This window comes from Corynebacterium amycolatum SK46 (assembly GCF_000173655.1).
GTDB classification, from domain to species: Bacteria; Actinomycetota; Actinomycetes; order Mycobacteriales; family Mycobacteriaceae; genus Corynebacterium; species Corynebacterium amycolatum_A.
The window spans coordinates 12,329-36,093 of the sequence record NZ_ABZU01000010.1; the positions used below are offsets into that span (position 1 = coordinate 12,329).

Consider the following 23,765-nt stretch of genomic DNA (forward strand, 5'->3'; position numbering starts at 1 on the left):
AGGTCATCCCGCCCACCCCGCTACTGCCCGATTCCCAATCCGGGGTCGCGGTTACACTTGTCGCATGACTTCCACGAACTTAACCAGGACCGAGGCCGCCGACCGTGCGGCCATGCTCGAGGTGTCCCACTACGACATTTCTCTCGACCTCACCACCGCACCTGTCGGCGCGCCTCACAGCGCACCGACATTCGCCTCCAAGACCACAATTTCTCTGACGGCGAAGCGCGCTGGTTCCACCTTTATTGACCTGCGTGATGCGGTTGTCAAGAGCGTGACCATCGACGGTGTCGATGCCACGGAGGCCGCTCGCTATGCCAGTGAGACCGGCATTAACCTGGACCTGACCGAAGGTGACCACACCGTCGTTATCGACGCTGACTGCCGTTACACCAACAACGGTCAGGGCATTCACCGCTTCCAGGATCCTGCCGACGGCGAAACCTACCTGTACTCGCAATTTGAAACTGCCGATGCCAAGCGCGTGTTCGCCTGCTTTGACCAGCCGGATTTGAAGGCGACGTACTCAATCCACGTCATAGCGCCAAAGGGCTGGAAGGTTATTTCCAACTCGGCGGCCAAGACTGGCACCACCACCGATGCCCACGGCAATGCGGCCGATACTTTCGACTTCTCGGTGGATGTTCCGCTGTCGACGTATCTCGTCGCAATCTGTGCAGGCCCGTGGTACGAGGTCACTGACTCGTGGACCGGCACTGTCGCACCGCACCCGGAAACCCCTGCTGAGCACCAGCCGGACGGCGAGCTGACCATTCCGCTAGGGATCTACTGCCGCCAGTCCATCGCCGAGTACCTCGATGCCGATACCCTGTTCAAGGAGACCAAGGAAGGCTTCGACTTCTACGCCAAGCACTTCGGCGAACCGTACCCGTTCGGCAAGTACGACCAGATCTTCTGCCCGGAGTACAACATGGGTGCGATGGAAAACGCCGGCTGCGTGACCATCCGCGACGAGTACGTCTTCCGCTCCAAGCCCACCCATTACCTCTACGAGCGCCGCAACGACACCATCCTGCACGAGATGGCTCACATGTGGTTCGGCGATTTGGTCACCATGCAGTGGTGGGATGATCTCTGGCTCAACGAGTCCTTCGCCACCTGGTCTGCCGCCGCCGCGCAGGTCGAGGTTTCCGATTACAGCCACGCCTGGACCACCTTCGCCAACGTCGAAAAGGCCTGGGCCTACAAGCAGGATCAGCTGCCGTCGACGCACCCGATTGCCGCCGATGCCAGTGACATTGACACCGTCGAGCAGAACTTCGACGGCATCACCTACGCCAAGGGCGCGTCCGCCCTCAAGCAGCTGGCCGCCTACGTTGGTCAGGACGCCTTCCTCGCCGGTGCTCGTCTTCACTTTTCCCGCCACCGCTTTGGCAACGCCACCTTCGCGGACCTGTTGGACGCGCTCTCTGAGGCCTCGGGGCGGGATTTGTCTGGCTGGGCCGGTCAGTGGCTGACCACCACCGGTATCACCACCCTGGCACCGGAGTTCCGTCAGTCAGCCGGTAAGTACACCTCCTTTGCGGTCACACAGGATGGTGCCGAGCCGGGTGCCGGACAACTCCGCGATCACCGAATCTCTGTGGGCATCTACAACCTGCGCGGCACCGGCGCGGATGCCGTACTCGAGCGCACAAAGCGCGTCGAAATCGACGTTCGCGGTGCACGCACCGAAGTCCCAGAGCTGGTCGACGCCCCAGTCGGCGATGTCGTGCTGGTTAATGACGACGACCTCACCTACAGCATGATTCGCCTGGACGAGGGCTCGCTTGCCACCGTCATCGACAACATTGGCGCTTTCACCGATTCGATGGCACGCACACTGTGCTGGTCCGCCACCTGGCAGATGGTTCGCGCAGGTCAAATGCGCGCTCGCGACTTCGTCAACCTCGTGCTCCGCGGCATCCCGGGCGAGGACAAGCTCTCCGTCCTGGAGCGCGTCATCGCTCAGGCAGTCAGCGCCGTCAACGTCTACGCCGATCCACAGTGGGCTGATTCCACCGGCCGCGACCTGCTGGCTCAGGGCCTGTTGGACTACGCGAAGAAGGAAACCGACGCCGACCGCGCCCTGGTTTTCGTTAACGCTTTGACCACCGTGGGCTCGTCGAATAGCGACGTCGTTGACGCACTGCGCGCCATCTACGCTGGCGACGCAGACAAGGCTGGTTTCCCAGCTGTCACAGTAGACACCGACATGCAGTGGCGCGCCCTGAAGGCGCTGGTTTCCGCCGGTCTCGAGGGCGAGGAAGCCATCGCAAAGCTTGAAAAGACCGACAACTCGGCACTAGGTGCGCAGGCCGCCATCGCCTGCCGCGCCTCTGTGCCGACGCTCGCCAACAAGGCCCGCGTCTGGGCAGAGGCTACGGTCTCCGGCGACGACGCCCCGTCGAACCTTGTCATTCGCCATCTACTGGCCGGCTTCAACGCGCCGGGCTCGGGTGAGGTGCTCGTACAGGCGCTTGACGACGATTCCCGCGCCACCATCGACGCGGAGCAATCGGCGACCTCGCTGTCGGAGCACTTCTTCGCTATTGCCAACAGTTGGTGGAAGCAGTTCTCCTCCGAGACAGCACAGACGCTGCTCGAAGGCTTCTACCCCACCTGGGAGATCAGCGAGTCGGCAATTGCGGCCGCTCAGCGCCTGCTCGACAGCGATGAGACTGCGTCGCCGGTCAAGCGCATCATCTCTGAGCAGCAGTTCCTGGTGAAGCTCGCTCTTCGCGCCCGCGAGTTCGACGCGAAGTAACAATTGTTTCGGTCGACACTTTGGCCGTTATCGTTTTCGTGGCATCAAGTCGATAGACTTGGTGCCATGACAACTTCTCAGACGCTCTTTGACTCCGTCGGCGGCGAGGATGTCTTCAATCGCATCGTCCATGGTTTTTACACGCGCATGCGTTCCGATGACCTCATCGGCCCGATGTACCCCAGCGATGACTGGGAGGGCGCCGAGGAGCGGCTACGCATGTTTCTCGTCCAGTACTGGGGCGGGCCGCACACCTACAGCGAACAGCGTGGTCATCCGCGCCTGCGCATGCGCCACATGCCGTTTTCCATCGGCGAGGCCGAACGCGACCGCTGGCTGGAGATTATGAGCGCCTCACTCGCAGACATTTCCGATGAAGAGCTCCCCCGCCCCCAGCGCGAAGCCCTGTGGAACCACATGGTGCAGGTTGCCGACATGCTCATCAACCGCTTCGACGCGTAGTAGGAATTAGGCCCCTGCCTCGCTAGTTCGCCAGCGGCAGCACGCCAAAGGACTCGAGCGTAAAGATTGAGCCAAACCGCCCATCCAGCCGGTGCCACCGTCCCTTCGCGGACACGCGCACCGGCTCTTTTTCATCCGGTTGCTCGGGGATAAAGCCCATAGCGCACAGCGCAAACACATCCCGCATGGTCACGTCCACCACGCTTTTCGACGTCTCCTGCGACTGCCCCTCCCCCGTATCAACAGTGGTTTCACCGGTACCGCCGCTGACAGTGAGAACCTTTTGGTCCAGCAGAGACGGTGGCATGCCCATCGGGCCGGACGATTCGACGGCGACCGCGCGCCCCTGCTTCTCGAGAGTCCGGAAAGCAGTGGCTGGAACATAGTCGACAACCTGCCATCCTTCCGGCACTGGCAGGAATCCCGGCCAGGAGGACGCCGACTGCGCGTGGACGCGGTACGGCAGCGCGGTGAGCGAGGCATCCTTATCCTCCGCATCGTCGGATGATTTTGCCTGCGCAAAGGCACGCACCGCGATGTCTTTAATCTCCGCGGCGGTGACGATGATGTCGTCGGGAAGCGCGTGCAGCGCAATCGTGCGCATGGCGAGCGGGCCAATCGGAGTCTTCACCCATACCTGCGACATTGCGGGCGCAGTGGCAGGCGCGGACGAGGAACTGATACCAGCGGCGGTGCCGGTGGTGGTCTTACGTGCTCGGATGCGTAGCAACGTGTTCTCGTCGAGGGCGTAGGCCTTATGGGCCAGGACACCCAGATTCTTCAGGGCATCGGGAGTGCCGAAGGTCAGCTCGGCAGCGGGATGGGAAGTGGTCACGGCGAATTACTTGTCCTGGTCTTCCTTGTTGTCTTCGATTGCGGGAGCTGCGAAACGCTCCAGTTCACGACGGGCAGACGGGGAGAGCTCGACTGCCTTCGCAGTCTTGAGATCAAACATCACCATCACGGTTTCGAGCACAGCAACGATGTGACCATGCTGGTCGGAGATTGTCTGGCGGAGTGTGAAAGAGGTGCGACCGAAGTTGATGATTTCAGTCTCAACCACAACTTCCTGGGTGTCCGGCAAAATAGCGCGGACGTAGTCAATCTCCAGGCGACGCACCACTGCAGCAGGCATCCCTGTCCCGCCGCCGAGACCGCGCATCACAAAGTCCAGACGAGCCTGCTGGGCGTATTCCAGGAAAGCGGTGTTGTTAGCGTGGCCATACTGATCGAAATCAGACCAGCGGATAGCGACGTTGGTACGAAATGGTGCTGATTCAGTCATATCCAGAACTATAGGCGTTTTCTGGAGCTACGAGCCTGCGAATACGCGAAAGTCCGGTACCTGTGCACTGGTGCGATCCAGTCCACAAGGTTCCGGACTTTGCCGTCGGCAAAAATCAGATGCGCGAGAAACAGATTAGCGGGTCAGGCGACGGTGAGTGACGCGCGACGGGCGTGCAGCCTCCTCGCCGTAACGCTCAACCTTGTTCTTCTCGTAGCCTTCGAAGTTGCCCTCGAACCAAAACCACTTGCCCTCTTCGAAGTTGCCTTCCCACGCGAGGATGTGGGTACAGGTGCGGTCCAGGAACCAGCGGTCGTGGGAAATGACCACGGCACAGCCCGGGAAGTTCTGCAGTGCGTTTTCCAGCGAAGACAGGGTTTCGACGTCGAGGTCGTTAGTCGGCTCATCCAGGAGGATCAGGTTACCACCCTGCTTGAGGGTCAGCGCGAGGTTCAGACGGTTGCGCTCACCACCGGAGAGAACTTTCGACGGCTTCTGCTGGTCCGCACCCTTGAAACCGAAGGCAGACAGGTACGCACGAGACGGCATCTCGTTCTGGCCGACCACGATGTAGTCGAGACCATCAGAAACGACCTCCCAGACGGTCTTTTCCGGATCGATGTTTTCACGACCCTGGTCAACGTAGCTCAGCTGAACGGTCTGACCGACCTTGACCTCACCGGAATCCGGCTGCTCCAGACCCACGATTGTCTTGAACAGGGTGGACTTACCCACACCGTTCGGGCCAATCACACCGACGATGCCGTTACGCGGCAGGGTGAACGACAGGTCCTTAATTAGGACGCGGCCATCAAAGCCCTTCTCTAGGTCCTTGACCTCGACAACCTGGTTACCCAGGCGCGGCGGGGTCGGAATCTGGATTTCTTCGAAGTCGAGCTTCTTGTACTGCTCGGCTTCCTCCACCATCTGCTCGTAGCGCTCCAGACGGGCCTTGTTTTTGGCCTGGCGGGCCTTCTGACCCGAGCGGACCCACGCCAGCTCGTCCTTCAGGCGCTTCTGCAGCTTGGCGTCCTTCTTACCTGCAACCTCAAGGCGCTCAGCCTTCTTCTCCAGGTAAGTCGAGTAATTGCCCTCGTACGGGTAGAGCTTGCCGCGGTCGACCTCACAGATCCAGCCAGCGACGTGATCCAGGAAGTAACGGTCGTGAGTCACGGCCAGGACGGCACCCGGGTACTTAGCCAGGTGCTGCTCGAGCCACAGCACGGACTCGGCGTCCAGGTGGTTAGTAGGCTCGTCGAGAAGCAGCAGGTCGGGCTCGGAAAGCAGCAGCTTCGCCAGTGCTACACGACGGCGCTCACCACCGGAGAGGTGAGTAACCGGCTCGTCTGCCGGCGGGCAGCGAAGCGCATCCATTGCCTGCTCGATCTTGGAATCCAGCTCCCAAGCATCAGCGGCGTCGAGCTCCTCCTGGAGCTTGCCCATTTCTTCCATGAGCTCGTCGGTGTAATTAGTGGCCATCTCCTCGGCGATGGCTTCAAAACGAGCCTTCTTCTCGAAGATGTCGCCGAGGCCCTCCTCGACGTTGCCGCGAACGGTCTTCTCCTCATTCAGCGGAGGCTCCTGCAGCAGGATGCCAACAGTGGCGCCCGGCTCCAGGAAAGCTTCACCGTTACTCGGCTGATCCAGGCCAGCCATAATCTTCAGAATCGACGACTTACCTGCGCCATTCGGACCGACCACGCCGATCTTTGCGCCCGGGTAAAACGCCATGGTGACGTTGTCGAGAATAACCTTATCGCCGTGCGCCTTACGCACGTTTTTCATCTGGTAGATGAACTCACCCATGGTGGAATTTCGTCCCCTCGTAGAAAGGAAATAAGCAATCCCTGTAGAGGTTACGCATAGTCACCAAAAGGCACAATCTACATGGGCGTACCCGCAATCCTTTCCCACCAAAATCGCTGCCAGGCTGCTAGCAAACTAGCTGCGAGATAACGCTGCCGAATCGTATGCGATCGCTCCCCTTTCTCAGCAGCGTCACCTCACATGCAGCAAGTACCCCTCCCCTTTTTCGCTCTTTCCGCGGCTCCCCCTCATTCCGCTCTACAACGATGTACTGGCTCCTGGGTTAGAACGGCGCGCTGACTCCTGCACCAGCCATCTCTTGCTGCTCAGAATTAGCTGCACCGGTGTCCCCAGCCTCACCAGCGCCACCCGTACCAGCAGTGAAGGTGCGCATGGCCCCGGCCTGAGACGCAACTGTCTCAGTAACCGAGGCTTCCGAATCCCCAGCCGATGCCTCACCAAGACCAGTTGGGGTCTCATGCGGCTTCTCAGTCATAGTCTTCACCGTTGCCAGGTGACGGCGCAGATTCGGCCCCACCGCCTTGGCAATGATCTTCTGGCGCTGATGCTTCGTACCATCATCGCCCTCCCAACGATCCGTACGAACGTGACCGTGGACAATAACGGCTTGGCCCTTCCACACCGTGTTATTCACGTTCTCGGCTAGTTTGCCCCAGCATTCAACATCAAAATATGACGTCTCCGACTGCTCCCAACCATTCTCCCCCTTCCATGACTTGCTGGATGCCACAGAAAACTTGCAGACCTTTGCCCCAGAATTGGTATTTCGATTTTCCACATGATGGACCACATTGCCCACCACGGTAATAACTGCCTCAGACATCGGGCTCCTCCCCCAAAGAAAGCGTTTACCTACTGCGGCCGAATAATCCGAAGATGTCTAATTCGTGCCGTGCCAATTACTTTTCCGGCTTCGAGAAACAAATGAAAGAGGTACATAAAAAGCCTGTGGATAAGTTCGTCAAAAAGACAACTATCCACAGGCTACGTATGAAGTTGAGGAGCGAAGTCGCAGCACTCCTCGTCGTCAAGCGAACGAAATCAGCTTAACGACGTTATTTTCCACGCCTCTTCGAGGCATCAATCGGATTGTCCATGTGCACCGGATGCTGCGCGTCAACCTCCGAGGTGTAGTAATCGCGCTCATCCTCGCCACCAACACCGACCTGCTGGCTCATGCGTGCGAGCATTTCGTTGTAAGCGGCCAACTCCTCATCGTTGTTACGGTCTGCGACGCGGTCGTAGCGGGCTGCATCCTTTTCATCGGAACGCCGCCACTGCACAAACAGCGCAACGGTGACGATATAGAGCGGAACCTCACCGGCAGCCCACGCGACGGCACCACCAACGTTCTGATCCTCCAGGAGATTGACTGCCCAAGGGAGATCCAGGCTGGCGTAGTAGGTCTCGGCAAGCACCTTCTGCGACTGCATCAGCGAAATACCGAACCAAGCGTGGAACGGCAACGAGCCCATCAGCGTGACCAGCTTGACCGACGGTTCAATCTGCTGTGGTGCAGCATCGACACCAATAATGACCCAGTAGAAAATGTAACCGGAGATCAAGAAGTGGATGTTCATGAACACGTGGCCCGCGTGCTCATCTGCCAGGAAGTCATAAATCGGTGTCATGTAGAGCAGGTAGAAACCCGCGACGAACTGCACCGTTGCTACCACCGGGTGAGTGAGGAAACGCGACACGGGGTTGTTGATGAAGACCACCAGCCACTCACGAATACCCGGCAGACCATCACGGCCGGCCGGCTTCAGCGCACGCAGCGCGAGCGTGACAGGACCGCCCAGCACCAGCATGACCGGAATACCCATGGAGTAAAGCATGTGGGCAATCATGTGAACCGAGAACAGAGCCGGCATGTATACGCCCAGCGCGCTGCACGAAGTAAACAGCAACGTGGCACAGCCGGCGAGCCACCACAGGGTGTTGGAAAGCGGCCAGGTACCGCCGCGCTTCTTCAGTAGGTAGAGCCAGTACAGGTAAATCCACGCGGCAATGATGGCGGCAGAGCCGAAGAAGATGTCAAAGCGCCACTGCGTAAACATGGCCTCCCAACCGAATGGAATCTCCAGGTTGTAGCCGAGCTTGACCTGCATCTGTGTAATGGATGGCAGGCCCTCACCACCGGCCTGCTCAGAGAAATTCGGTGGCGGCGGAGTACGGCCGAGGGCCACGGCAACGCCAATCGTCAGCGCCATGATGATGACCTCGACAATGGCCAGACGCCAGAATGGACGATTCGACTGAGCGCGCTCAATCTCCGGAATGGTGATCTTGCGGTGCACATAGCCACACAGGCCCAGCAAGATGGTGAGCACCGCCTTGACCAGCACCAAGATGCCGTAGTTATTGCTGACCAAATCAGACCAGCCAATATTGATGGCTGCGTTAATGAAGCCAGAGGCAGACATTGCAATGAATGCAACCAACGCCACGAAGGAGTAGCGCTTCACGACTTCTGGCATCCACTCACCACGACGACGCGCGTGGCCAACCAACGCCATCAAACCGCCGACCCAAAACACAGTAAAAGTCAAGTGCCAGATGTAGGAGTTGGTGCCGTAGTCATGCGCACCACCGGAGGCGTTGTGGCTCACAACAGCCAACGGCATCATCGACACCAAGCTGATGGCGAAGAACACCGGCTGCCAAATCCACTTACGAGTCAGCGATGAGCCGAGCGCCACAATGCCCGCAAAAATAGCTACCCACAGCCACGCCAAGCCCTCCTTGGTCTGCTCCAAGGACACAGCCCAGTTGCTCAGCTGAATCGTCGTTGACAGCGGCTGGCCCGACACATCGGAGAGAACCAGCGGAATCTCCATCAGCGCCATGAGACCCCAGCCGAGCATGGCCCACATACCCGTGCGGGATGCAGTGTAGCCGTCGAGGCCCAAAGTGCCGTCGGCACGCTGCTTCGTACCGAAAGCGGCGAGCATAAACGAACCGACACCGAGGCAGGCGAGCAGCTCACCGACCGCCTTGGCGAACGGGAACCCGAAGGTGGTGATTGTGCCGGGATCCGGAATACCCAACGTGGCGCGCGAATCCATGTTGAACGCCATCGAGAGCAAACCAGCTAGAACGCCGCCGATAAGCACAAAAACAACGTACCAACCAGCAGATTTACGGACTTTCTTATCCTTGCTAACAGGCGGAGAGGTCTCGGCCTTGGTCGTGGCAGTCATAGCCCTAAGCTTAGCGACCAAAGCCCCTAGAACAGAACCGGTAACACCACTGGGATGAGAACCGGTTGTGATTGGCTACATTAGAGACGCTACAATGCTCTTCTTAGCTAGCCTCCATAGCTCAGTGGACAGAGCAGTCGGCTTCTACCCGATTGGTCGAGGGTTCGAATCCTTCTGGGGGCGCTTTTATACCCCCGTCGTGAACTGGCGTTTTCCACGTTCAGGCGGGGTTTGCCCTATCTGGCGACTCCCCCTAATACAGTCAGATACAGCTCTAAACAACGCCGCATGTCGTGAAAATGTCGTGGATTTTAGGCATGAAAAACGCCCCGTTGACCAACCGTTCGGAAATCCTGAACAGCTCAAACCAGCGAAGCAACGGCTCTTGGTTAGTTCTCGATCGGTGGATTCCAGGCATTCGGCAACGCATGCAAAATCCCCACACTTGGTGCCGCAAACCGGCGCTACAACCGAGCCCGTGAACTGGCTCACGCACCCCGCTCTGGTAACCCGCATTCGACACCAGAGCAGAACATTCCGCAGCCCAGATAGCTGCCGGGCTACTCATCTCCCATACCAAGTGCGCTGCAGCGGAGGCAATCTACGGACCAGCCACTGGGGCCATAGCCCGAGAATTTGATGTCGCCACTCAGCTACTGCCAGTGTGGCGAGAATTGCTCGAGAGGACACGAACATGCGGCGGGCGATGTATCGGGGGTGTTTTACAGTAGGTTTTGAGGTCAAATTTACCCCCATCGCGCGGTCAAAGATTGAAAACCGTTCACCTTAACGCAGAATAAGGACAGCCATAAAGCACGCCAAGAAAGGAACCATGCGATGGCCGCCCACGCCGCCAAACGAGCCCTCATCATCGCAGCCTGTGCTGCAATTCCGTTTGCCGCTGCCTGCGGATCAAACAACACCCCTGCCCCATCAAGCAGCAACATGTCGACCAGCTCGACATCAACGTCCTCGCCGTCAAGCACCACGACCACTGAAACCACCACTGATTCTCCGTCTGAATCATCAAGCCCAAAGGACAGCCCCAACCCCACCCTCGAGCACACCACCGAACCTACCTCTTCACCCCGTGGAGGTGAGTCCACGTCCGCACGCCCAACCCGGTATACCGAAGCCCCAGGCCAGGCAGAACCATCTGAAATCAACAAAACCGTGGCATCCTGCGGCGACCCCGCTTTGCATGAGACCGGGACAACATTCTTCACCGACGGTTCAAGCGGTTGGACACAACAGTGCGCCTCCCAGATGATGGCGCAGCAGCCGGCGGCAACACCAGAACCAGCTCCAGCTCCCGCCGCGCCGGCTCCTGAACAGCAGGAATACTACGTAACCCCAGGCGCTTACTGTTCAGGCGGAGGAACAGGAGTCAGTAAGAACGGCACACCTATGACCTGCTCCGCCGGCCCGGACGGCCAAGCCCGCTGGCGCTCTCAATAGACAAAGGAAACGCAATGACTTTCGAAGACCGCACTACGCAAGCCGCCACAAGGAAGCCGTTCTATAAGCGCTGGTGGTTCATCTTACTGACGGTGCTAATCGTTCTCGCCCTCGTATTTTTCGGTGTGGTGTTATACGAGGCAAAGCGCATCGCCAGTAATATCGACGCCTCAGTTGATGATTGCAAGGAGCAGGTCATCAACCGCGCTAAATACCCTGGGGGCGCGAGAATCGTTGACTACGACGTGGAACATTCTCCTGTAGAAAATTCCAACCACGCTGTTCGTGTAACTGGTGAAGCTGACTTCCCAAATGGATTCGGGACACCGGTGCGGATGACGTTTGAGTGCCCAAACATCATCGTATTCGGCTCCGGCGGATACAAAGTGCTCGATGTATATGTCCACGAAAAGTAAGACCGTCTTCCTCCCCCCCCCCCTTCCCCTTATCTAGAATGACGATTCACATGAATAAGAAATTCCTCGCAGTCGCATTATTAACCACGATTCTCGTCAGCGCCTGTGGCACTGACGAATGGGCAAGCGCTGAAGACGAACGCGATGCATACGCATCTCTTCTATGCAGCCGGGCACTTAAGGATGACACGGCAGCACAGCAGGTGTTTACAGAGATCCTTACTAACAAAGATGATTACTCGCATGCAGATTACAAGGCCGCGATGAAGGAGATGCTGCATCTGGAGGGCGCCGAGGCTATCGGTGGAGAGAACCTGGAGATTGACGCTGCTGGTGACGGGTCGTGCAGTGGGTGGCTGTGGAATAAGTACCGTGAGCAGAATTGGGATGACGAGGAGATGCGGAATTTTAAGCCGTCTGATGCTCGTGAATTGGGTTTGCTTGAGTATTAACGGTAATGGGCAGGGGCACTCAATCCGATACAGCATCAGGGAGCGCCCCACTCCTACGCCCCCACAGTATCGACGGAAACAAAAAGTGCGCTCAATAAGGTGAGATTCCATTGGCAAAACGTGTCTATCTTTACGCTGACGAAACAGGAAACCTCGACTACACAGGAACACCTAACCCCCAGGGTGGCGGCGCCTCAACATACTTCGGTTTCGGCACCGCAACCTTCAGCACCGATCATCACGGCGACAATCTGCTCCAGGGACTTCATCTAAGGGCTCAGTGCGCAAAACAAAATATCAAGCTCACTAGGGGCTTCCACGCTGTCGATGATTCCGCGCGAACCCGCAATGAAATGTTTCAAGAAATCAAAAGACAAGCGCCACGGTTCGACACAACTTTTCTCTACAAATCCAACGCTTACGAATCTGTTAAGCAAGCAGGACCTATGCGTTTATACAAGATGGCGTGGTACCTGCACTTAAAGGAGATTGCACTACAGGTATCCCGACCTGAGGATGAGCTTTTCGTAATCGTGGCCGAGTTCGGAACCAAAGGAATTCGAAAGGCCGCATTCGAGGCGGTCCACGAGGTCTGCCAACAAATTAAACGAAACATCACCTTGTGTGTATGGACATCACAATCAGCCTGGGGGCTCCAAGTTGCTGATTACGGATTATGGGCAGTGCAGCGGAATCTTGAAGGCAAAAAATGCTCTTGGTACAAGCCGTGTATCGAGCCAACTCTTGCTAGTACTTTCACGCCCTGGGGAAGGCCTTAGACATGCTGAAACCGGCTATCTCACCTATCAGGGTGGGAAGTCCCCCCCTGGAGGACTTATCGCCGGTTTCAACCTCATCTTACCCACACCAGAAAAACTACGCAAAGGACACCACCTAACGCGCCCCAACATGACCGATGCAGACTCCGCCTGCGAACCCTGGCGCGTAACAGACTGAGCCCCAGTAGTGACATCACTCCGCGCACGGATCAACTACGTAGCAAACGGACACATCCCAAGAACCATCCCGCAGCCCTCGGCAAGCGTGAACAATACAGAAAGCAAAAAGGCTCAGTGACGAGGGACCGCTACCGCGCACCAGACGGCACCACCCAGCCAAATCAAGGCCTCCGCAAGAGATGAACGCGTCGCGTGTTCATGTGGAGCCGTACTGAGGTTTAGCAGTTTGGCCAGATTAAACGCTCGGATGTGCAAACCCTGCTGTCTACTTTCAGCGTTGGGACGTCCACGGTGAGGAAAGCTCATAGCTGTCTGCAAAAAGTTCTCGACGTCGCAGCCGGTGAAATGGCGCTGGCCCTGGTGTGCGCCTGCCGAGCAAACCGGAAGCAGCCAAGATGTACCTGGCCGCTGAGCGGGGCAAGAAACTAGACAAAGACTCCAAGCGCGTTGAGCCCACCTCGCTTCTGGCGACCGCCGGACTGTAGTAGGGCGAGGTGACGGTACTGCGAGTACGTGACGTTTTTTGTTCTGCGCGGTCGTATGCATATGGAGCGAAACGCCGTGACGGTTCCGTGGGAGGTCATTACCGGCACGCCGAAGATATATGAGCAGCCGATGGTGGCGGCGCCGAAGCGGATCACGCGGAGGCTAAAGCCACATTTGAAGGATAAGTTTCCGGATGCGTTTCTGTGGCCTGCGATTGATGGTGACCCGTTGCCGACACCGAGTGAGCCGGATTGGTTTTACTGAAATCTTGAGCGGGCGATGAAGGAGTAAGGAACGCGCATGTGATGCCGCATGGCCTGCGGGACTGACGAAAGGCAGCGGCGCTAACCCAAGGGTTGAACAGCGCCAGCCCGGCCACCACTCTGCCGCAATGAGCCTAGATATCTACGTAGACCTCAAGGAAGACTACCTCGATACCGTCGCATAAGGTATCGAATCTGCTTGGTTATGGCCGGGTAGGTTAAATCCGCCCGTCGCTTTCTAGTTTAGGTGTCGTGGGAATGTCGTGGGGTGGCGCCTATTCGCCCTGTTTATACTGGTAGTTGGGGTTTTCCAGGTGGGTTCGAATCCTTCTGGGGGCGCAATAATAACCCGCCTGGCCTGGTTTTATACCAGCATCAGGCGGGTTTTTACCTCTTAGTTCTTCTTGTTATCCGCAGGATCCGGGCGCAAGTAGCGGTCAACCATGTCGACGACCTCTTCGACAGATTTCTTGTCTAGCGTCGCGTCCTTGCCATCCGGGCGCCACACCAGCACCATCGTCTGAATCAGACGGTAAATGTTGCGAGCCAGCAGATATGGATCATGCTCGCGAATAGTGCCGTCTTCCTGCCCGTGACGGACACCGGGGAGAATGAACTTCTCCACAATTTCCAGCTGCGTGTCGCTCATCTCTCCAGTGAGCGCTTCTAATACGCGGTCAGGGTCTGTCTTGACCAGGCCAGGGAAAAAGTCACCTTCGATGATGCGTTGAACGACGATTCGAATACGCAGCAACATACGAGCGCGCGAATCGCCGGGGACATAACGAAGCCCCTCGAGCATGTGTAGGATTTCGCGGTTGGTCACTTCCCCCAGAAGCTCACCAATGTCGGCGTATCGACGATATACGGTCGGACGCGAAACCCCAGCCTTGCGAGCAATTTCTGCAATCGAAGTCCTACGCAAGCCCACAGTCATTACGCTTTCGCGCGCAGCGGCAATAATGACATCATCGACGGATGGTTTCTGTGCCACGGTGGTGCTTTGAGCAGCGTCGCCGACACGCCTTGTCTCATCCATGTAACTATTTCTCCCGTTGGAATCCGAACTCAGAAGTAATTTTATCAGGCAAATAGGTCGATTTAGTTCATGCCCCGTTGCCCAATTCTAAAACCTCACTTTCCAGTTAATTTCGTTTCCCCACAATTCGCTCCACAATTCGCCGCACAAACCACACGGCAAACCACACGCCCGACCACACCACGATCCACATCGCTAAGCTGGGCGTAGTCAGCACGTGCCCCACAGCCCAGTCCGGGCACAAAATGAGGCGCACTGCCGAATGATGCCGAATCTCAGCGAAAGGTGAAATCATGGCTCAGCCCGACCCCGATCTCCAGCTCTCCCCTGAGCTCGATCGCATCGTGTGGATTGACTGTGAGATGACGGGCCTCGAACCCGAGCGCCACGTCATTGTCGAAATCGCGGCTCTCGTCACCGATGCCAACCTCAACGTCCTAGGTGAAGGCGTGGACATCGTCGTGCACGCGTCCGAGACTGAATTGGCACAGATGGACGATTTCGTCACCAAGATGCATGCAAAGTCTGGCCTGGATCAGGAAATTCGCGCCAGCAAGACTAATGTCGCCGATGCCGAACAGGCTGTTTTGGACTACATCCGCCAGTGGGTTCCCGAGCCCCGCACCGCTCCGCTGGCAGGCAACTCGATTGCCTCCGATCGCAAGTTCATCCACCGCTACATGCCAGAGCTCGACCAGCACCTGCACTACCGCATGGTTGATGTCTCTTCCTTCAAGGAACTGGCCCGCCGCTGGTACCCACAGGTCCTCAAGGGCGCTCCGGAGAAGGGCCTTGCCCACCGAGCTCTTGCCGATATCAAGGAGTCGATCCGCGAGCTGGACTACTACCGCCGCGCCATGCTTCTGCCCCACCCCGGCCCCGAAGGCGACGCTATTTCCGCCGCAAGCAAGGAATCAACGGAAAAGTACGGTGAGATTCGCGGCTAGTCCGCTTTACGACGACCCCAAACCCCACCCTTTCCCAAATTTATCCGGGTTGACCTGCTGTTTTTGTTTCCAGCCCACTGTGGGCTACCATATAGTTCGCTGCAGAGATGAGCTGAGAATACAGCTCCTTTAATGCGGTAATGGTGACTGTAGTTCAGTTGGTAGAGCACCAGGTTGTGATCCTGGGTGTCGCGGGTTCGAGTCCCGTCAGTCACCCCAAATAAGACCCCGGCCAGGAATTTTTCCCGGTCGGGGTTTTTGTGTGTCCGCCCGGTGCGTCGCCGGGGTGGACCCTTTTGCTACTTACCCCCCCACAGTGCCTACCGAGTAGCTACCAAGCTTGAATCCGCGGACTGCAGCTTGCCGTCGACCATCTCCACGATTCGGTCGGCACCGTGGAGCTGCCCCAGGTCGTGGGTGATGTACAGGGTGGCCACACCCATCTTCCGCGTCACATCCATAATCAGTCGCGTCACCGCCCCTGCACTCTTCTGATCCAAAGCAGCGGTCGGTTCGTCGACTAGCAGCACTTCCGGCTCATTCATCAGTGCGCGCGCAACATTGACGCGTGCCTGCTGACCACCGGAAAGCTGGCTCACGCGACGTTCTCCCAGCCCAGCCAGTCCGACTGCCTCTAGCAGCTCACCCGCGCGCTTCTCCGCTTCATGACGGCCACCCGCGGGCCACCCGAAAACACGGCCCAGTCGCCGCATTGCGATGAGCTGCTGCTTAACCGTCAGCGCTGGCAGAAGATTCGGCTGCTGAAAGACGATACCGATGTGTTCGCGGCGAATCTTGGCAGCATCCGCGCCGCGAGCGCTCAGGTCAATGGCCGTCCTTTCCGCACTCTCGTCCGCTCCTGCACCGTTCGAGTCCTGCTTAGTGGAGTACAGCGTGACGTATCCAGAGTCGGCACTCTTCAAACAACCTGCGATGGTAAGCAGGGTCGACTTGCCGGAACCCGATGGTCCGACCAGTCCCACTACCTCGCCTGCCCGGATCTTCAGCGAGATGTCATCCAAAATGGTGCGCTTGTTGTCGCCATCCTGGACGGTCAGCGAGATGTTCTTCAGAGCGAGCGCCACGGGAGCCTGGTTGTCGATGTAGGTAGTCATTTGGTCCTCAATTCTTAAGTTGCTGGTTGTGCAGGTTGTGCATGACTAACGCGATGTGAGTGTTCTGTGGGAAGCCGCGCTAGGCCGTACTAACGAGCCACTACGCATTCGCCAGTGCGGTGGTCGGATCGACGCGGAATACCGGCACCAGTGCCAGCAGCGCACCAACTACGCCGGTCACAGCAAGAATGAGCCCCGGCACGACAGCCGTGGAAGCATCGACCACAATTGGCATGACATCGCCGCTCTGCAAAGCCCAGCCCGCCGCTGCAGTCACTGCAACACCGCCGCCGACACCGATTGCCAGCACGGCCAGGACCTGCGCTAGAGAGTCAGCCACCAGCACGGAGCGGGATGCACCGAGCGCCGAGGAAATGGCCACACCACGCAGGCGCTGGACAGTCCACACGGTGAAGAACGCGCCAACTACCAGCGCGGAAATCACGTACAGCATCGAGGTCATCGCGTTCAGCGAGGTCTGCTCGCCCTGGTAGGAAGCCGACAGGTTGTTGCGCTCGCCATCGCGCATAATGGTTCCTTCCGTAACATTCGGCAGCTGTGCCGCAGACTCGTCGACAACCATCGCCGCCGGCACCATCTGTCCCGGCGTCAGGTCTTCCATCACACCGCGCCCGGCATAAATGACCGCTTGGTGATCCAGCCACTTATCCCCCACCACGCGCGCAACGGTGGTCTCGTGCTCGCCCATCGCGCCAGACAGGGTCAGCGAGTCACCTTCCGCAATGGCGGTTTCACTGACACCGTCGGTGACGGCCACCTGGTCGTCGTTAAGCGAAAAGTCGGAGATGACGGTGACGGGCGTTTCATCGACGCGCGCACGATTGACGTAGACATCGCGGATGGTGGCGTTGTGATCGTTCGCCCATGTCTGGACGCTCTTACGCGCCGTCTCACCCATGCTTGACGACGACAACGACGTGGCCCCCTCCGAGATGACGACGGCGTCGTTTTTGCCGTAGACCTCGTCAAGTGCGGAGACGGACTGGGCTGACAGTCCGGCGGCCAAAGCCGAGAGGAATGTGACCATCACAGCAATCATGCCGACGGTGATGGTGATTAGTGCGGCACGGCCTGGAGCGGCTCGAAGTTCTTTCATTGACTGGTACATACTCATTATGGTCATGGATTCAAAGGCGGATTTAATCGCCATGGAGGTTGAACTTCGGCTCCAACTTTCGGTTGATGTTGACGGATCCAGCTTGTCAGCGGTGTTTTGGCAGGTGGAACTGTCCTAAGCTCGAGGGCGTGGATACTCCTGAGACTCTGAACCGCAGCTGGCAATTACTGCGGTTTGCCCTGGATGTTTTGGTGCTGGTGTTGCTGGCGGTATGCGTGGTTCCGGACCCGCAGTGGCGAATCATCACCTACGCGGCGTGCTTTCTAGCGGTGTACATCGCAGGTTCGGTCGGGCCGATTGGGCGGGCTCGGCATGGCGACGTGGCCAACGAGGTCGCACTGACTAAGCCGCGTGGTCTGCTGTTGGGCTGGCTTGTGATTCTGCTGCTGTGCTGGGCGGCGTTGGCGTTTGCAACGCTGGATGCCTCGTTCCTGGTTTTCCCACTGTTTTTCGTAATTCTGCAGGTAACCGGTGGCCTTACGGCCGTAATCATGGTGGCCGCAACGACGGCGACGGCTATCGGTGCCATTGCCGTCCACACTCCGCTGACTTTTGGTGGTGTCCTCGGCCCCATTTTGGGCGGAACGTTTGTACTCACCGTGGGGCTGGGGTTCCGGCTCCTGCAGAAGGAGACGATCGAAAAGACCAAGGCGCTGGAGGAGCTCTCAGCCGCCCGCGCCCACTCGGAAGCACTGTCCCGTCGTGCCGGTGAGCTGGACGAACGCGCACGTCTCGCAGCCGACATTCATGACACCGTGGCGCAGGGGCTTTCCTCCATCCAGCTGCTGCTGCATTCGGTGGAGTCTCGCATGAAAAGTGCTCCTACCCAGCATGACCAGGCCTCGGTGGATTCGCTGCAGCTCGCCCGCAAGGTCGCGGCCGACAACCTCGCCGAGACCCGTCGCATCATCGCGGCACTTCAGCCGGCTCCCCTCGAAGGCGCAGACTTATCCGGTGCGTTGGAGAAAGTCTGCTCCTCCACGGTGCTGGGCGATGCTGTCAGCTTCTGCGTCGACGGCACACCCACGCGACTGCCGGCCACCGTCGAAGCCACCATCATCAGGGTGGCCCAGGCGAGCTTGGCGAACGTCATCAAGCATGCACACGCCACCCGTTGCCGTGTCACCCTGACCTACCAGCCCGACGAGGTTCTGCTCGACTGCGTCGACAACGGCATCGGCTTCGACCCCACTGCACCAACGAACGACGACAGCGTGGGTATCGCCAACGCGCGCCGACGCGTGGAAAAGCTCGGCGGCACCTTCACCATCGAATCGGAACCGGGGCGCGGCTGCGGTGTCAGCGTCAGCATCCCGCACGAGCTCACCCCTTAAGGCCCCGCCTGGTAAGCAGGTAGGAAACGAACGTTCACATCACCCGAGGAGTTAGCCAGGTGACCAAGCCCATCGGAGTCCTCATCGCCGACGATCATCCCATCGTGCGCGCTGGTCTTCGCGCCGTCGTTGAATCGGCGCCGGATATCGTCGTGGTTGGCGAGGCTGCCAGCGGTGACGAGGCGGTCGAGAAGGTGCGTGCATTGCTTGACGACGACTCTTGCGACCGCATCGATCTGGTACTCATGGACCTTCGCTTTGGTGAGGCCCCTGGCGCTGCTACCCGCGCAGGCGGAGTTGATGCCACCGCAGCCATCCGTGCACTGGCCGGGCGCGGCGTAAAGGCTCCAGAAGTGTTGGTGGTGACCAATTATTCTTCGGACTCCGATGTACTCGGCGCTGTGACCGCTGGCGCAGTTGGTTATCTGCTGAAGGATGCCGCTCCGGAAGAACTCATCGATGGTATCCGTCGCGCCGTTCGCGGCGAGACCGTGCTGAACACACAGGTGGCCGGACGTTTGATGGGGCGGATGCGCAACCCCAATACAGCACTAACCCCGCGCGAACTTGAGGTGCTCGAGTTGGTCGCGCGGGGTATGTCGAATAGGAAAATTGCAGAACAGCTGGTGCTCACCGAAGCGACTGTGAAATCGCATCTGGTACATATTTTCACCAAGCTAGACGTCAGCTCCCGCACCGCGGCTGTTGCTCGGGCGCAGGAGCTGGGAATGTTGGGTGAATAGGAAGCGGACTGACCCGCGTGGCTTAAATGATGGCCTCACTTAGAGGACATGGGGGGTTACCAAGAGCTGGTCTCGTCGGCGTTGCCCTTCTTCCAGGTCTCCCACGGGATGTTCCAGTCGCCTAGTCCATCAACACCAGAGAGCGTCTCACCAATCGTATTCTTCACAATCACGATGTCACCGCGCTTAGTGTTGTCCAGGAACCACTTAGCGTTGGCGTCTGTGACGTTGATGCAGCCGTGAGACTGGTTGACACTGCCCTGTGCCCACGTTGACCACGGTGCACCGTGAACGTAGATACCGGAGTAAGACATCTGCGTTGCGTAGTTAACCGGCGTGACGTAGCCACCGTTTTCCAGAGACAGGCCGTAGGTACGGGAGTCCATCACCATGGTCTCGTTGCGATCACCGATGATGTACTGGCCATTCGGAGTCGGGTGAACATTCGACCCCATAGAGATTGGCATGGAGTTTACGACTTCACCGTTCTTTTTAATGACCATGGTCTTCGTCGCATCATCAGCGATAGCGATGACTTCATCACCGATGGTGAAGCTGGTTTCGGCGGACTCCGCACCGTACATGTCGTCGCCAAGATCCGTGCCGTAAATATCGGACTTCACGGTAACCTTGGTACCCGGCTTCCAGTACTCCTTTGGACGCCAGCGCACCTCGCTGCTATTCAGCCAGTAGAAAGCGCCTTCCACCTTAGGCTCTGTGGTCACCTTAATTGCTTCCTCAGCGGCCTTGCGGTCCGAAATACTCGCGCTGAACTTCACAGCAATAGTCTGACCGACACCCACGGTGGAACCATCCAACGGGGACAGGTAACCATTTACCTGAGAAGTCGGCTCGACGGTGGTGAAAGAAGTAGCCAGCTTTTCTGTGCCCGAGGTGGCGTTAATCTCATAGGTCTTTGAGTAGCCCAGGGGTTCTGCAGTGGTCCACTTAGTACCACTGGAGTCGAGCTTGCCCTTGACCTCTTTGCCCTCAGGGTTGGTCATAACAACCTTGTCCAGGCGATGTCCCTCTTTCACCTGAACCGAAACCGGGTCAACCACCGAAACATCGGTGGCGTCATCCTTCACACTGGCGACAAGACCAATGTCTGGCTTCTCCGCCTCTTGCTGCTCGGCATTATCTCCGCCGACGGTACAAGCAGCTAGCGAGACGGTGGTCGCAAATGTCACCACCGCCATCGACAGGCGCTTAAAAGATTGCCGCATGATCGTGCTTCACTCCAACAGTGCAATTATTAAGTAGTAAGTCCCGGGGACACACTGCGACACACAGCGGAGTCCTGCTACAGCCCCTGGTGCGCCCTCGAAAAAGGTTTGACTACCCTGCAGCGGCACTAGCTGCCGATAAAACGCTCGCCCTAACTAAAAAGCCTTATTGATTGCCCAATCGCAGCTTTCAACTCCTCACAGGGCGCAGCACGCAAAGTAGCCCAACGGTTCCTACAGTTAACCCTCTGAAAAATTGCTGTGCAACCCCAAAAAAACGGGGCACTTCAACCGACCTGGGAAAACAGCGCACCCTTGAAGCTGCGTTACCGAAAAGTAATCAGTTCGCTATCCAAAAGTGCCACCGGACGCTTCCGGACATTACTAAACACCGCCGAACGTCACTACGGCATCTATGCACGCTCCCGACGTTGATGACCTTGATACAGCCCCACCCCACTTTGAGGATTTTCAAACTTTTTTTGAACTTTTTTCAAACGGTTGCGCAAAACCCTTCAAAAAACATGCAAAAACATCAACTCAAAAACAGCACCTGACCAGCCGATTTTACAAACAATCAGAAACCTGGTTATATATCTCTTCGTTGCCAGCGAGGAGCTCACACAGAGAGCACCGAGCAGGAAACAGCAAGCGCCATTAGCTCAACTGGCAGAGCAGCTGACTCTTAATCAGCGGGTTCGGGGTTCGAGTCCCTGATGGCGCACAGTACAGACCGGGAAGGTAGAAATACCCTCCCGGTCTTTGTGTTGTATAACAAGCGCAGGCGCCAACTTGCACCCCACGCTTGCGCCCCACACCTGCTCAAACAAGGGTTAGATACGCAAAAGCGCACGCCCCCAGGTAACCACCCGAAGCGCGTGCGCTATATCCCGAAAAACTACTTAGCAGCAGTCTCAATCATCTCGCGAATGCGGTCGATTTCCTTGCTGCGATTGCGGTTGCGACGAATGCCCATTGCGATGCCGCCAACAACGAGTGCGGCAACGACGCCCAGTGCTGCCTGCACCTTCGGCTCATTCAGAGCATCGAGAACGCGGGTCTTTGCGTCATCCGCAACGTTCTTCGGATTCGTTCGCACGGTTAGCTCATCCAGAGTACGGGCGAGCTGGTTACGGTTACGCTCAATATCGCGCTGGATATCTTCAATGCTGCGAGCCACGTAAACTCCCTAAAAAGTTGAATATCTAAAGTGATTGTTCGCCTAAAAGACTAACACTTCCACTACAGCAACGTGGGCGAGCACGGGGAAAAACTCAACGCATTGCTTCAGAGTCGACACGCACCGCTCCAGAGTCGATACGATGAAGCCATGACTACTTCTTCCTCCAGCGACAAAGAATACGGCCAGAACAACATCCGTCTGGAAGCTGGCGACCCTGCCCCAGCGTTTACTCTTTTCAACGACGCCGAAGAGCAGGTTTCTCTGTCGGACTACGCGGGCAAGCCCGTGCTGATTTACTTCTACCCGCGGGCCAACACCCCAGGTTGCACCACTGAGGCATGCGACTTCCGCGATGAATCCGCAGCCCTGAATGATGCCGGCATTCCTGTCGTAGGTATTTCTCCGGACAAGCCGGCGAAACTCGCAAAGTTCCGTGAGGACCACGGCTTGAACTTCACCCTCCTGTCCGATCCAGACAAGGAAACCATGACCGCGTTCGGCGCTTTCGGCGAGAAGAAGAACTACGGCAAGGTTGTTCAGGGCGTCATCCGCTCGACTTTCTTGGTCGATGCCGAAGGCGAAATTGAAAAGGCCTGGTACAACGTTCGCGCCAAGGGGCACGTCCAGCGCGTACTGCGTGATTTGGGCGTGGAATCACAGGCTTCCGAAAGCTAGCTGGCCGCAAGGCCTGCTCTGGCCCCGGCCCCCAACTCTCATCTCACATCATCCCGATTAGACGGTTTCGTAGTAGTGACTCAATCCCAGGACGCACCGAACATTCTTCGTCCCCGTCGCACTCCGGCTCAGCAACGTAGCCGCGAGCGGTACGCGCGCATGCTCAGCTCGGCACGCACAGTGCTCATCGAGCACGGGTTTGAGTCTTTCACTTTCGACGAAGTCGCTCGCATCGCAGATATCCCCATTGGCACGCTCTACCAATTCTTCGCAAACAAGTATGTGATGATTTGCGAGCTCGACCGCCAGGACACTGCGGCCGTCATCGAGGAAGTCTCACGTTTCGGAGAAAGAGTCCCGACCCTGAAATGGCCGGAGTTTCTCTCGGAGTTCATCGACCACTTGGCAAAGCTCTGGCGCGAGGACGTTTCTAGAAGAGCCGTATGGCTGGCCGTTCAATCAACGCCCGCCACACGCGCGACCGCAGAAGACACGAAGTCACGCCTGGTCACCGAGATTTCAAAGGTGTTGCGCCCGCTGGTGCCGTCGTCAAGCGATGCGGAACTGAACTTCATCTCCGACCTCATGATTAACGCCACGTACGCCCTACTGAATTATGCGGTGGATCATCCGGGAAGCGATGCTGAGCGGGAAGCTCATTACGAGCTGACGGTGCAGGAAATCAAACGCATGACAATCTCTTATCTCATGAGCGTCGCAGAGGCAGCAGACTAGAGAGCACCCCTCGCCCACCTCGGCAGGGGCATTTATTGCCCTTATCAATACG

At 57.8% G+C, this 23,765-nt stretch carries 24 protein-coding genes and 3 tRNA genes; 16 read left to right on the plus strand and 11 right to left on the minus strand.

Annotation, left to right across the window (positions count from 1 at the left end; all coding sequences use genetic code 11):
• Positions 1 to 64: 64 nt before the first annotated feature.
• Together pepN and CORAM0001_RS07350 are read left to right on the plus strand one after the other, a co-directional pair.
• Positions 65 to 2,767 (plus strand): aminopeptidase N, encoded by a 2,703-nt coding sequence (pepN, locus tag CORAM0001_RS07345; RefSeq protein ID WP_040361577.1) that lies wholly within the window; start codon positions 65 to 67, stop codon positions 2,765 to 2,767.
• A 66-nt stretch (positions 2,768 to 2,833) separates the two neighbouring features.
• Positions 2,834 to 3,229 (plus strand): globin, encoded by a 396-nt coding sequence (locus CORAM0001_RS07350; protein WP_005511162.1) that lies wholly within the window; start codon positions 2,834 to 2,836, stop codon positions 3,227 to 3,229.
• A 22-nt stretch (positions 3,230 to 3,251) separates the two neighbouring features.
• Here the strand turns inward: CORAM0001_RS07350 and CORAM0001_RS07355 are convergent, their stop codons facing one another.
• The 5 genes from CORAM0001_RS07355 to CORAM0001_RS07375 form a co-directional block, all read right to left on the minus strand.
• Positions 3,252 to 4,064, minus strand: a complete 813-nt coding sequence (locus CORAM0001_RS07355; RefSeq protein WP_005511115.1) for a DUF8185 domain-containing protein — start codon at positions 4,062 to 4,064, stop codon at positions 3,252 to 3,254.
• Between the two features lie 6 nt (positions 4,065 to 4,070).
• Positions 4,071 to 4,514, minus strand: a complete 444-nt coding sequence (locus CORAM0001_RS07360; RefSeq protein ID WP_005511203.1) for an acyl-CoA thioesterase — start codon at positions 4,512 to 4,514, stop codon at positions 4,071 to 4,073.
• A gap of 135 nt (positions 4,515 to 4,649) precedes the next feature.
• Positions 4,650 to 6,320 (minus strand): energy-dependent translational throttle protein EttA, encoded by a 1,671-nt coding sequence (gene ettA, locus CORAM0001_RS07365; RefSeq protein WP_005511174.1) that lies wholly within the window; start codon positions 6,318 to 6,320, stop codon positions 4,650 to 4,652.
• Between the two features lie 283 nt (positions 6,321 to 6,603).
• Positions 6,604 to 7,164, minus strand: a complete 561-nt coding sequence (locus CORAM0001_RS07370; RefSeq protein WP_005511114.1) for a single-stranded DNA-binding protein — start codon at positions 7,162 to 7,164, stop codon at positions 6,604 to 6,606.
• A gap of 232 nt (positions 7,165 to 7,396) precedes the next feature.
• Complete coding sequence (locus CORAM0001_RS07375) at positions 7,397 to 9,544, minus strand: bifunctional copper resistance protein CopD/cytochrome c oxidase assembly protein (RefSeq protein WP_005511184.1); 2,148 nt, start codon at positions 9,542 to 9,544, stop codon at positions 7,397 to 7,399.
• Positions 9,545 to 9,654: 110 nt separating this feature from the next.
• Between CORAM0001_RS07375 and CORAM0001_RS07380 the strand changes: the two genes are divergently transcribed.
• The 7 genes from CORAM0001_RS07380 (at position 9,655) to CORAM0001_RS07405 (ending at position 13,579) form a co-directional block, all read left to right on the plus strand.
• Positions 9,655 to 9,727: transfer RNA gene (locus tag CORAM0001_RS07380), tRNA-Arg, on the plus strand.
• A gap of 654 nt (positions 9,728 to 10,381) precedes the next feature.
• The gene (locus tag CORAM0001_RS11075; RefSeq protein ID WP_005511198.1) at positions 10,382 to 11,002 is read left to right on the plus strand and encodes a hypothetical protein; all 621 of its coding nucleotides are present in this window, start codon (positions 10,382 to 10,384) and stop codon (positions 11,000 to 11,002) included.
• Positions 11,003 to 11,016: 14 nt separating this feature from the next.
• The gene (locus CORAM0001_RS07390) at positions 11,017 to 11,418 is read left to right on the plus strand and encodes a hypothetical protein (protein WP_005511126.1); all 402 of its coding nucleotides are present in this window, start codon (positions 11,017 to 11,019) and stop codon (positions 11,416 to 11,418) included.
• Positions 11,419 to 11,468: 50 nt separating this feature from the next.
• On the plus strand, positions 11,469 to 11,870 hold the full coding sequence (locus CORAM0001_RS07395; RefSeq protein ID WP_040361581.1) for a hypothetical protein: 402 nt from the start codon (positions 11,469 to 11,471) through the stop codon (positions 11,868 to 11,870).
• Between the two features lie 110 nt (positions 11,871 to 11,980).
• Positions 11,981 to 12,649 carry a DUF3800 domain-containing protein gene (locus tag CORAM0001_RS07400; RefSeq protein WP_005511180.1) on the plus strand — a complete coding sequence of 223 codons (669 nt, stop codon included), beginning with the start codon at positions 11,981 to 11,983 and terminating at the stop codon, positions 12,647 to 12,649.
• A 542-nt stretch (positions 12,650 to 13,191) separates the two neighbouring features.
• Complete coding sequence (locus CORAM0001_RS11605; RefSeq protein ID WP_005511143.1) at positions 13,192 to 13,314, plus strand: hypothetical protein; 123 nt, start codon at positions 13,192 to 13,194, stop codon at positions 13,312 to 13,314.
• Positions 13,315 to 13,342: 28 nt separating this feature from the next.
• Entirely contained in the window at positions 13,343 to 13,579 is a 237-nt protein-coding gene (locus CORAM0001_RS07405) for a hypothetical protein (RefSeq protein ID WP_040361583.1), read from the plus strand.
• A 393-nt stretch (positions 13,580 to 13,972) separates the two neighbouring features.
• On the opposite strand, the gene CORAM0001_RS07410 is transcribed toward CORAM0001_RS07405, so the two are convergent.
• Positions 13,973 to 14,617 (minus strand): TetR/AcrR family transcriptional regulator, encoded by a 645-nt coding sequence (locus CORAM0001_RS07410; RefSeq protein WP_005511129.1) that lies wholly within the window; start codon positions 14,615 to 14,617, stop codon positions 13,973 to 13,975.
• Positions 14,618 to 14,723: 106 nt separating this feature from the next.
• Positions 14,724 to 14,912 (minus strand): hypothetical protein, encoded by a 189-nt coding sequence (locus tag CORAM0001_RS11285; protein WP_005511111.1) that lies wholly within the window; start codon positions 14,910 to 14,912, stop codon positions 14,724 to 14,726.
• On the opposite strand from CORAM0001_RS11285, the gene orn reads away from it, so the two are divergent.
• Complete coding sequence (orn, locus tag CORAM0001_RS07415; protein WP_005511197.1) at positions 14,911 to 15,564, plus strand: oligoribonuclease; 654 nt, start codon at positions 14,911 to 14,913, stop codon at positions 15,562 to 15,564. The genes CORAM0001_RS11285 and orn overlap by 2 nt on opposite strands.
• 143 nt (positions 15,565 to 15,707) lie before the next feature.
• Positions 15,708 to 15,783, plus strand: a tRNA-His gene (locus CORAM0001_RS07420).
• Positions 15,784 to 15,884: 101 nt separating this feature from the next.
• On the opposite strand, the gene CORAM0001_RS07425 is transcribed toward CORAM0001_RS07420, so the two are convergent.
• Together CORAM0001_RS07425 and CORAM0001_RS07430 are read right to left on the minus strand one after the other, a co-directional pair.
• Positions 15,885 to 16,679: an ABC transporter ATP-binding protein gene (locus tag CORAM0001_RS07425; RefSeq protein WP_005511155.1), complete on the minus strand. Its 795-nt coding sequence runs from the start codon at positions 16,677 to 16,679 to the stop codon at positions 15,885 to 15,887.
• A 100-nt stretch (positions 16,680 to 16,779) separates the two neighbouring features.
• A complete protein-coding gene (locus CORAM0001_RS07430) occupies positions 16,780 to 17,796 on the minus strand; it encodes an FtsX-like permease family protein (protein ID WP_100066814.1) in 1,017 nt (338 codons plus the stop codon).
• A 149-nt stretch (positions 17,797 to 17,945) separates the two neighbouring features.
• Here CORAM0001_RS07430 and CORAM0001_RS07435 point away from each other — a divergent pair, with 149 nt between their 5' ends.
• Both CORAM0001_RS07435 and CORAM0001_RS07440 read left to right on the plus strand, forming a co-directional pair.
• Positions 17,946 to 19,151, plus strand: coding sequence for a sensor histidine kinase (locus CORAM0001_RS07435; RefSeq protein ID WP_005511177.1), 1,206 nt, complete (start codon positions 17,946 to 17,948; stop codon positions 19,149 to 19,151).
• A 59-nt stretch (positions 19,152 to 19,210) separates the two neighbouring features.
• Positions 19,211 to 19,894: a LuxR C-terminal-related transcriptional regulator gene (locus CORAM0001_RS07440; protein ID WP_005511132.1), complete on the plus strand. Its 684-nt coding sequence runs from the start codon at positions 19,211 to 19,213 to the stop codon at positions 19,892 to 19,894.
• A gap of 56 nt (positions 19,895 to 19,950) precedes the next feature.
• Here CORAM0001_RS07440 and CORAM0001_RS07445 read toward each other — a convergent pair whose 3' ends face one another.
• On the minus strand, positions 19,951 to 21,120 hold the full coding sequence (locus tag CORAM0001_RS07445; protein WP_005511182.1) for a L,D-transpeptidase: 1,170 nt from the start codon (positions 21,118 to 21,120) through the stop codon (positions 19,951 to 19,953).
• A gap of 651 nt (positions 21,121 to 21,771) precedes the next feature.
• Here CORAM0001_RS07445 and CORAM0001_RS07450 point away from each other — a divergent pair.
• Positions 21,772 to 21,844 (plus strand) — tRNA-Lys (locus CORAM0001_RS07450).
• A 174-nt stretch (positions 21,845 to 22,018) separates the two neighbouring features.
• On the opposite strand, the gene CORAM0001_RS07455 is transcribed toward CORAM0001_RS07450, so the two are convergent.
• Entirely contained in the window at positions 22,019 to 22,300 is a 282-nt protein-coding gene (locus CORAM0001_RS07455) for a DUF3618 domain-containing protein (protein ID WP_005511166.1), read from the minus strand.
• A 150-nt stretch (positions 22,301 to 22,450) separates the two neighbouring features.
• Between CORAM0001_RS07455 and bcp the strand changes: the two genes are divergently transcribed.
• Positions 22,451 to 22,978, plus strand: a complete 528-nt coding sequence (gene bcp / locus CORAM0001_RS07460) for a thioredoxin-dependent thiol peroxidase (RefSeq protein ID WP_005511127.1) — start codon at positions 22,451 to 22,453, stop codon at positions 22,976 to 22,978.
• 75 nt (positions 22,979 to 23,053) lie between these two features.
• Positions 23,054 to 23,713, plus strand: coding sequence for a TetR/AcrR family transcriptional regulator (locus CORAM0001_RS07465; RefSeq protein WP_005511121.1), 660 nt, complete (start codon positions 23,054 to 23,056; stop codon positions 23,711 to 23,713).
• The last annotated feature ends 52 nt before the right edge of the window (positions 23,714 to 23,765 follow it).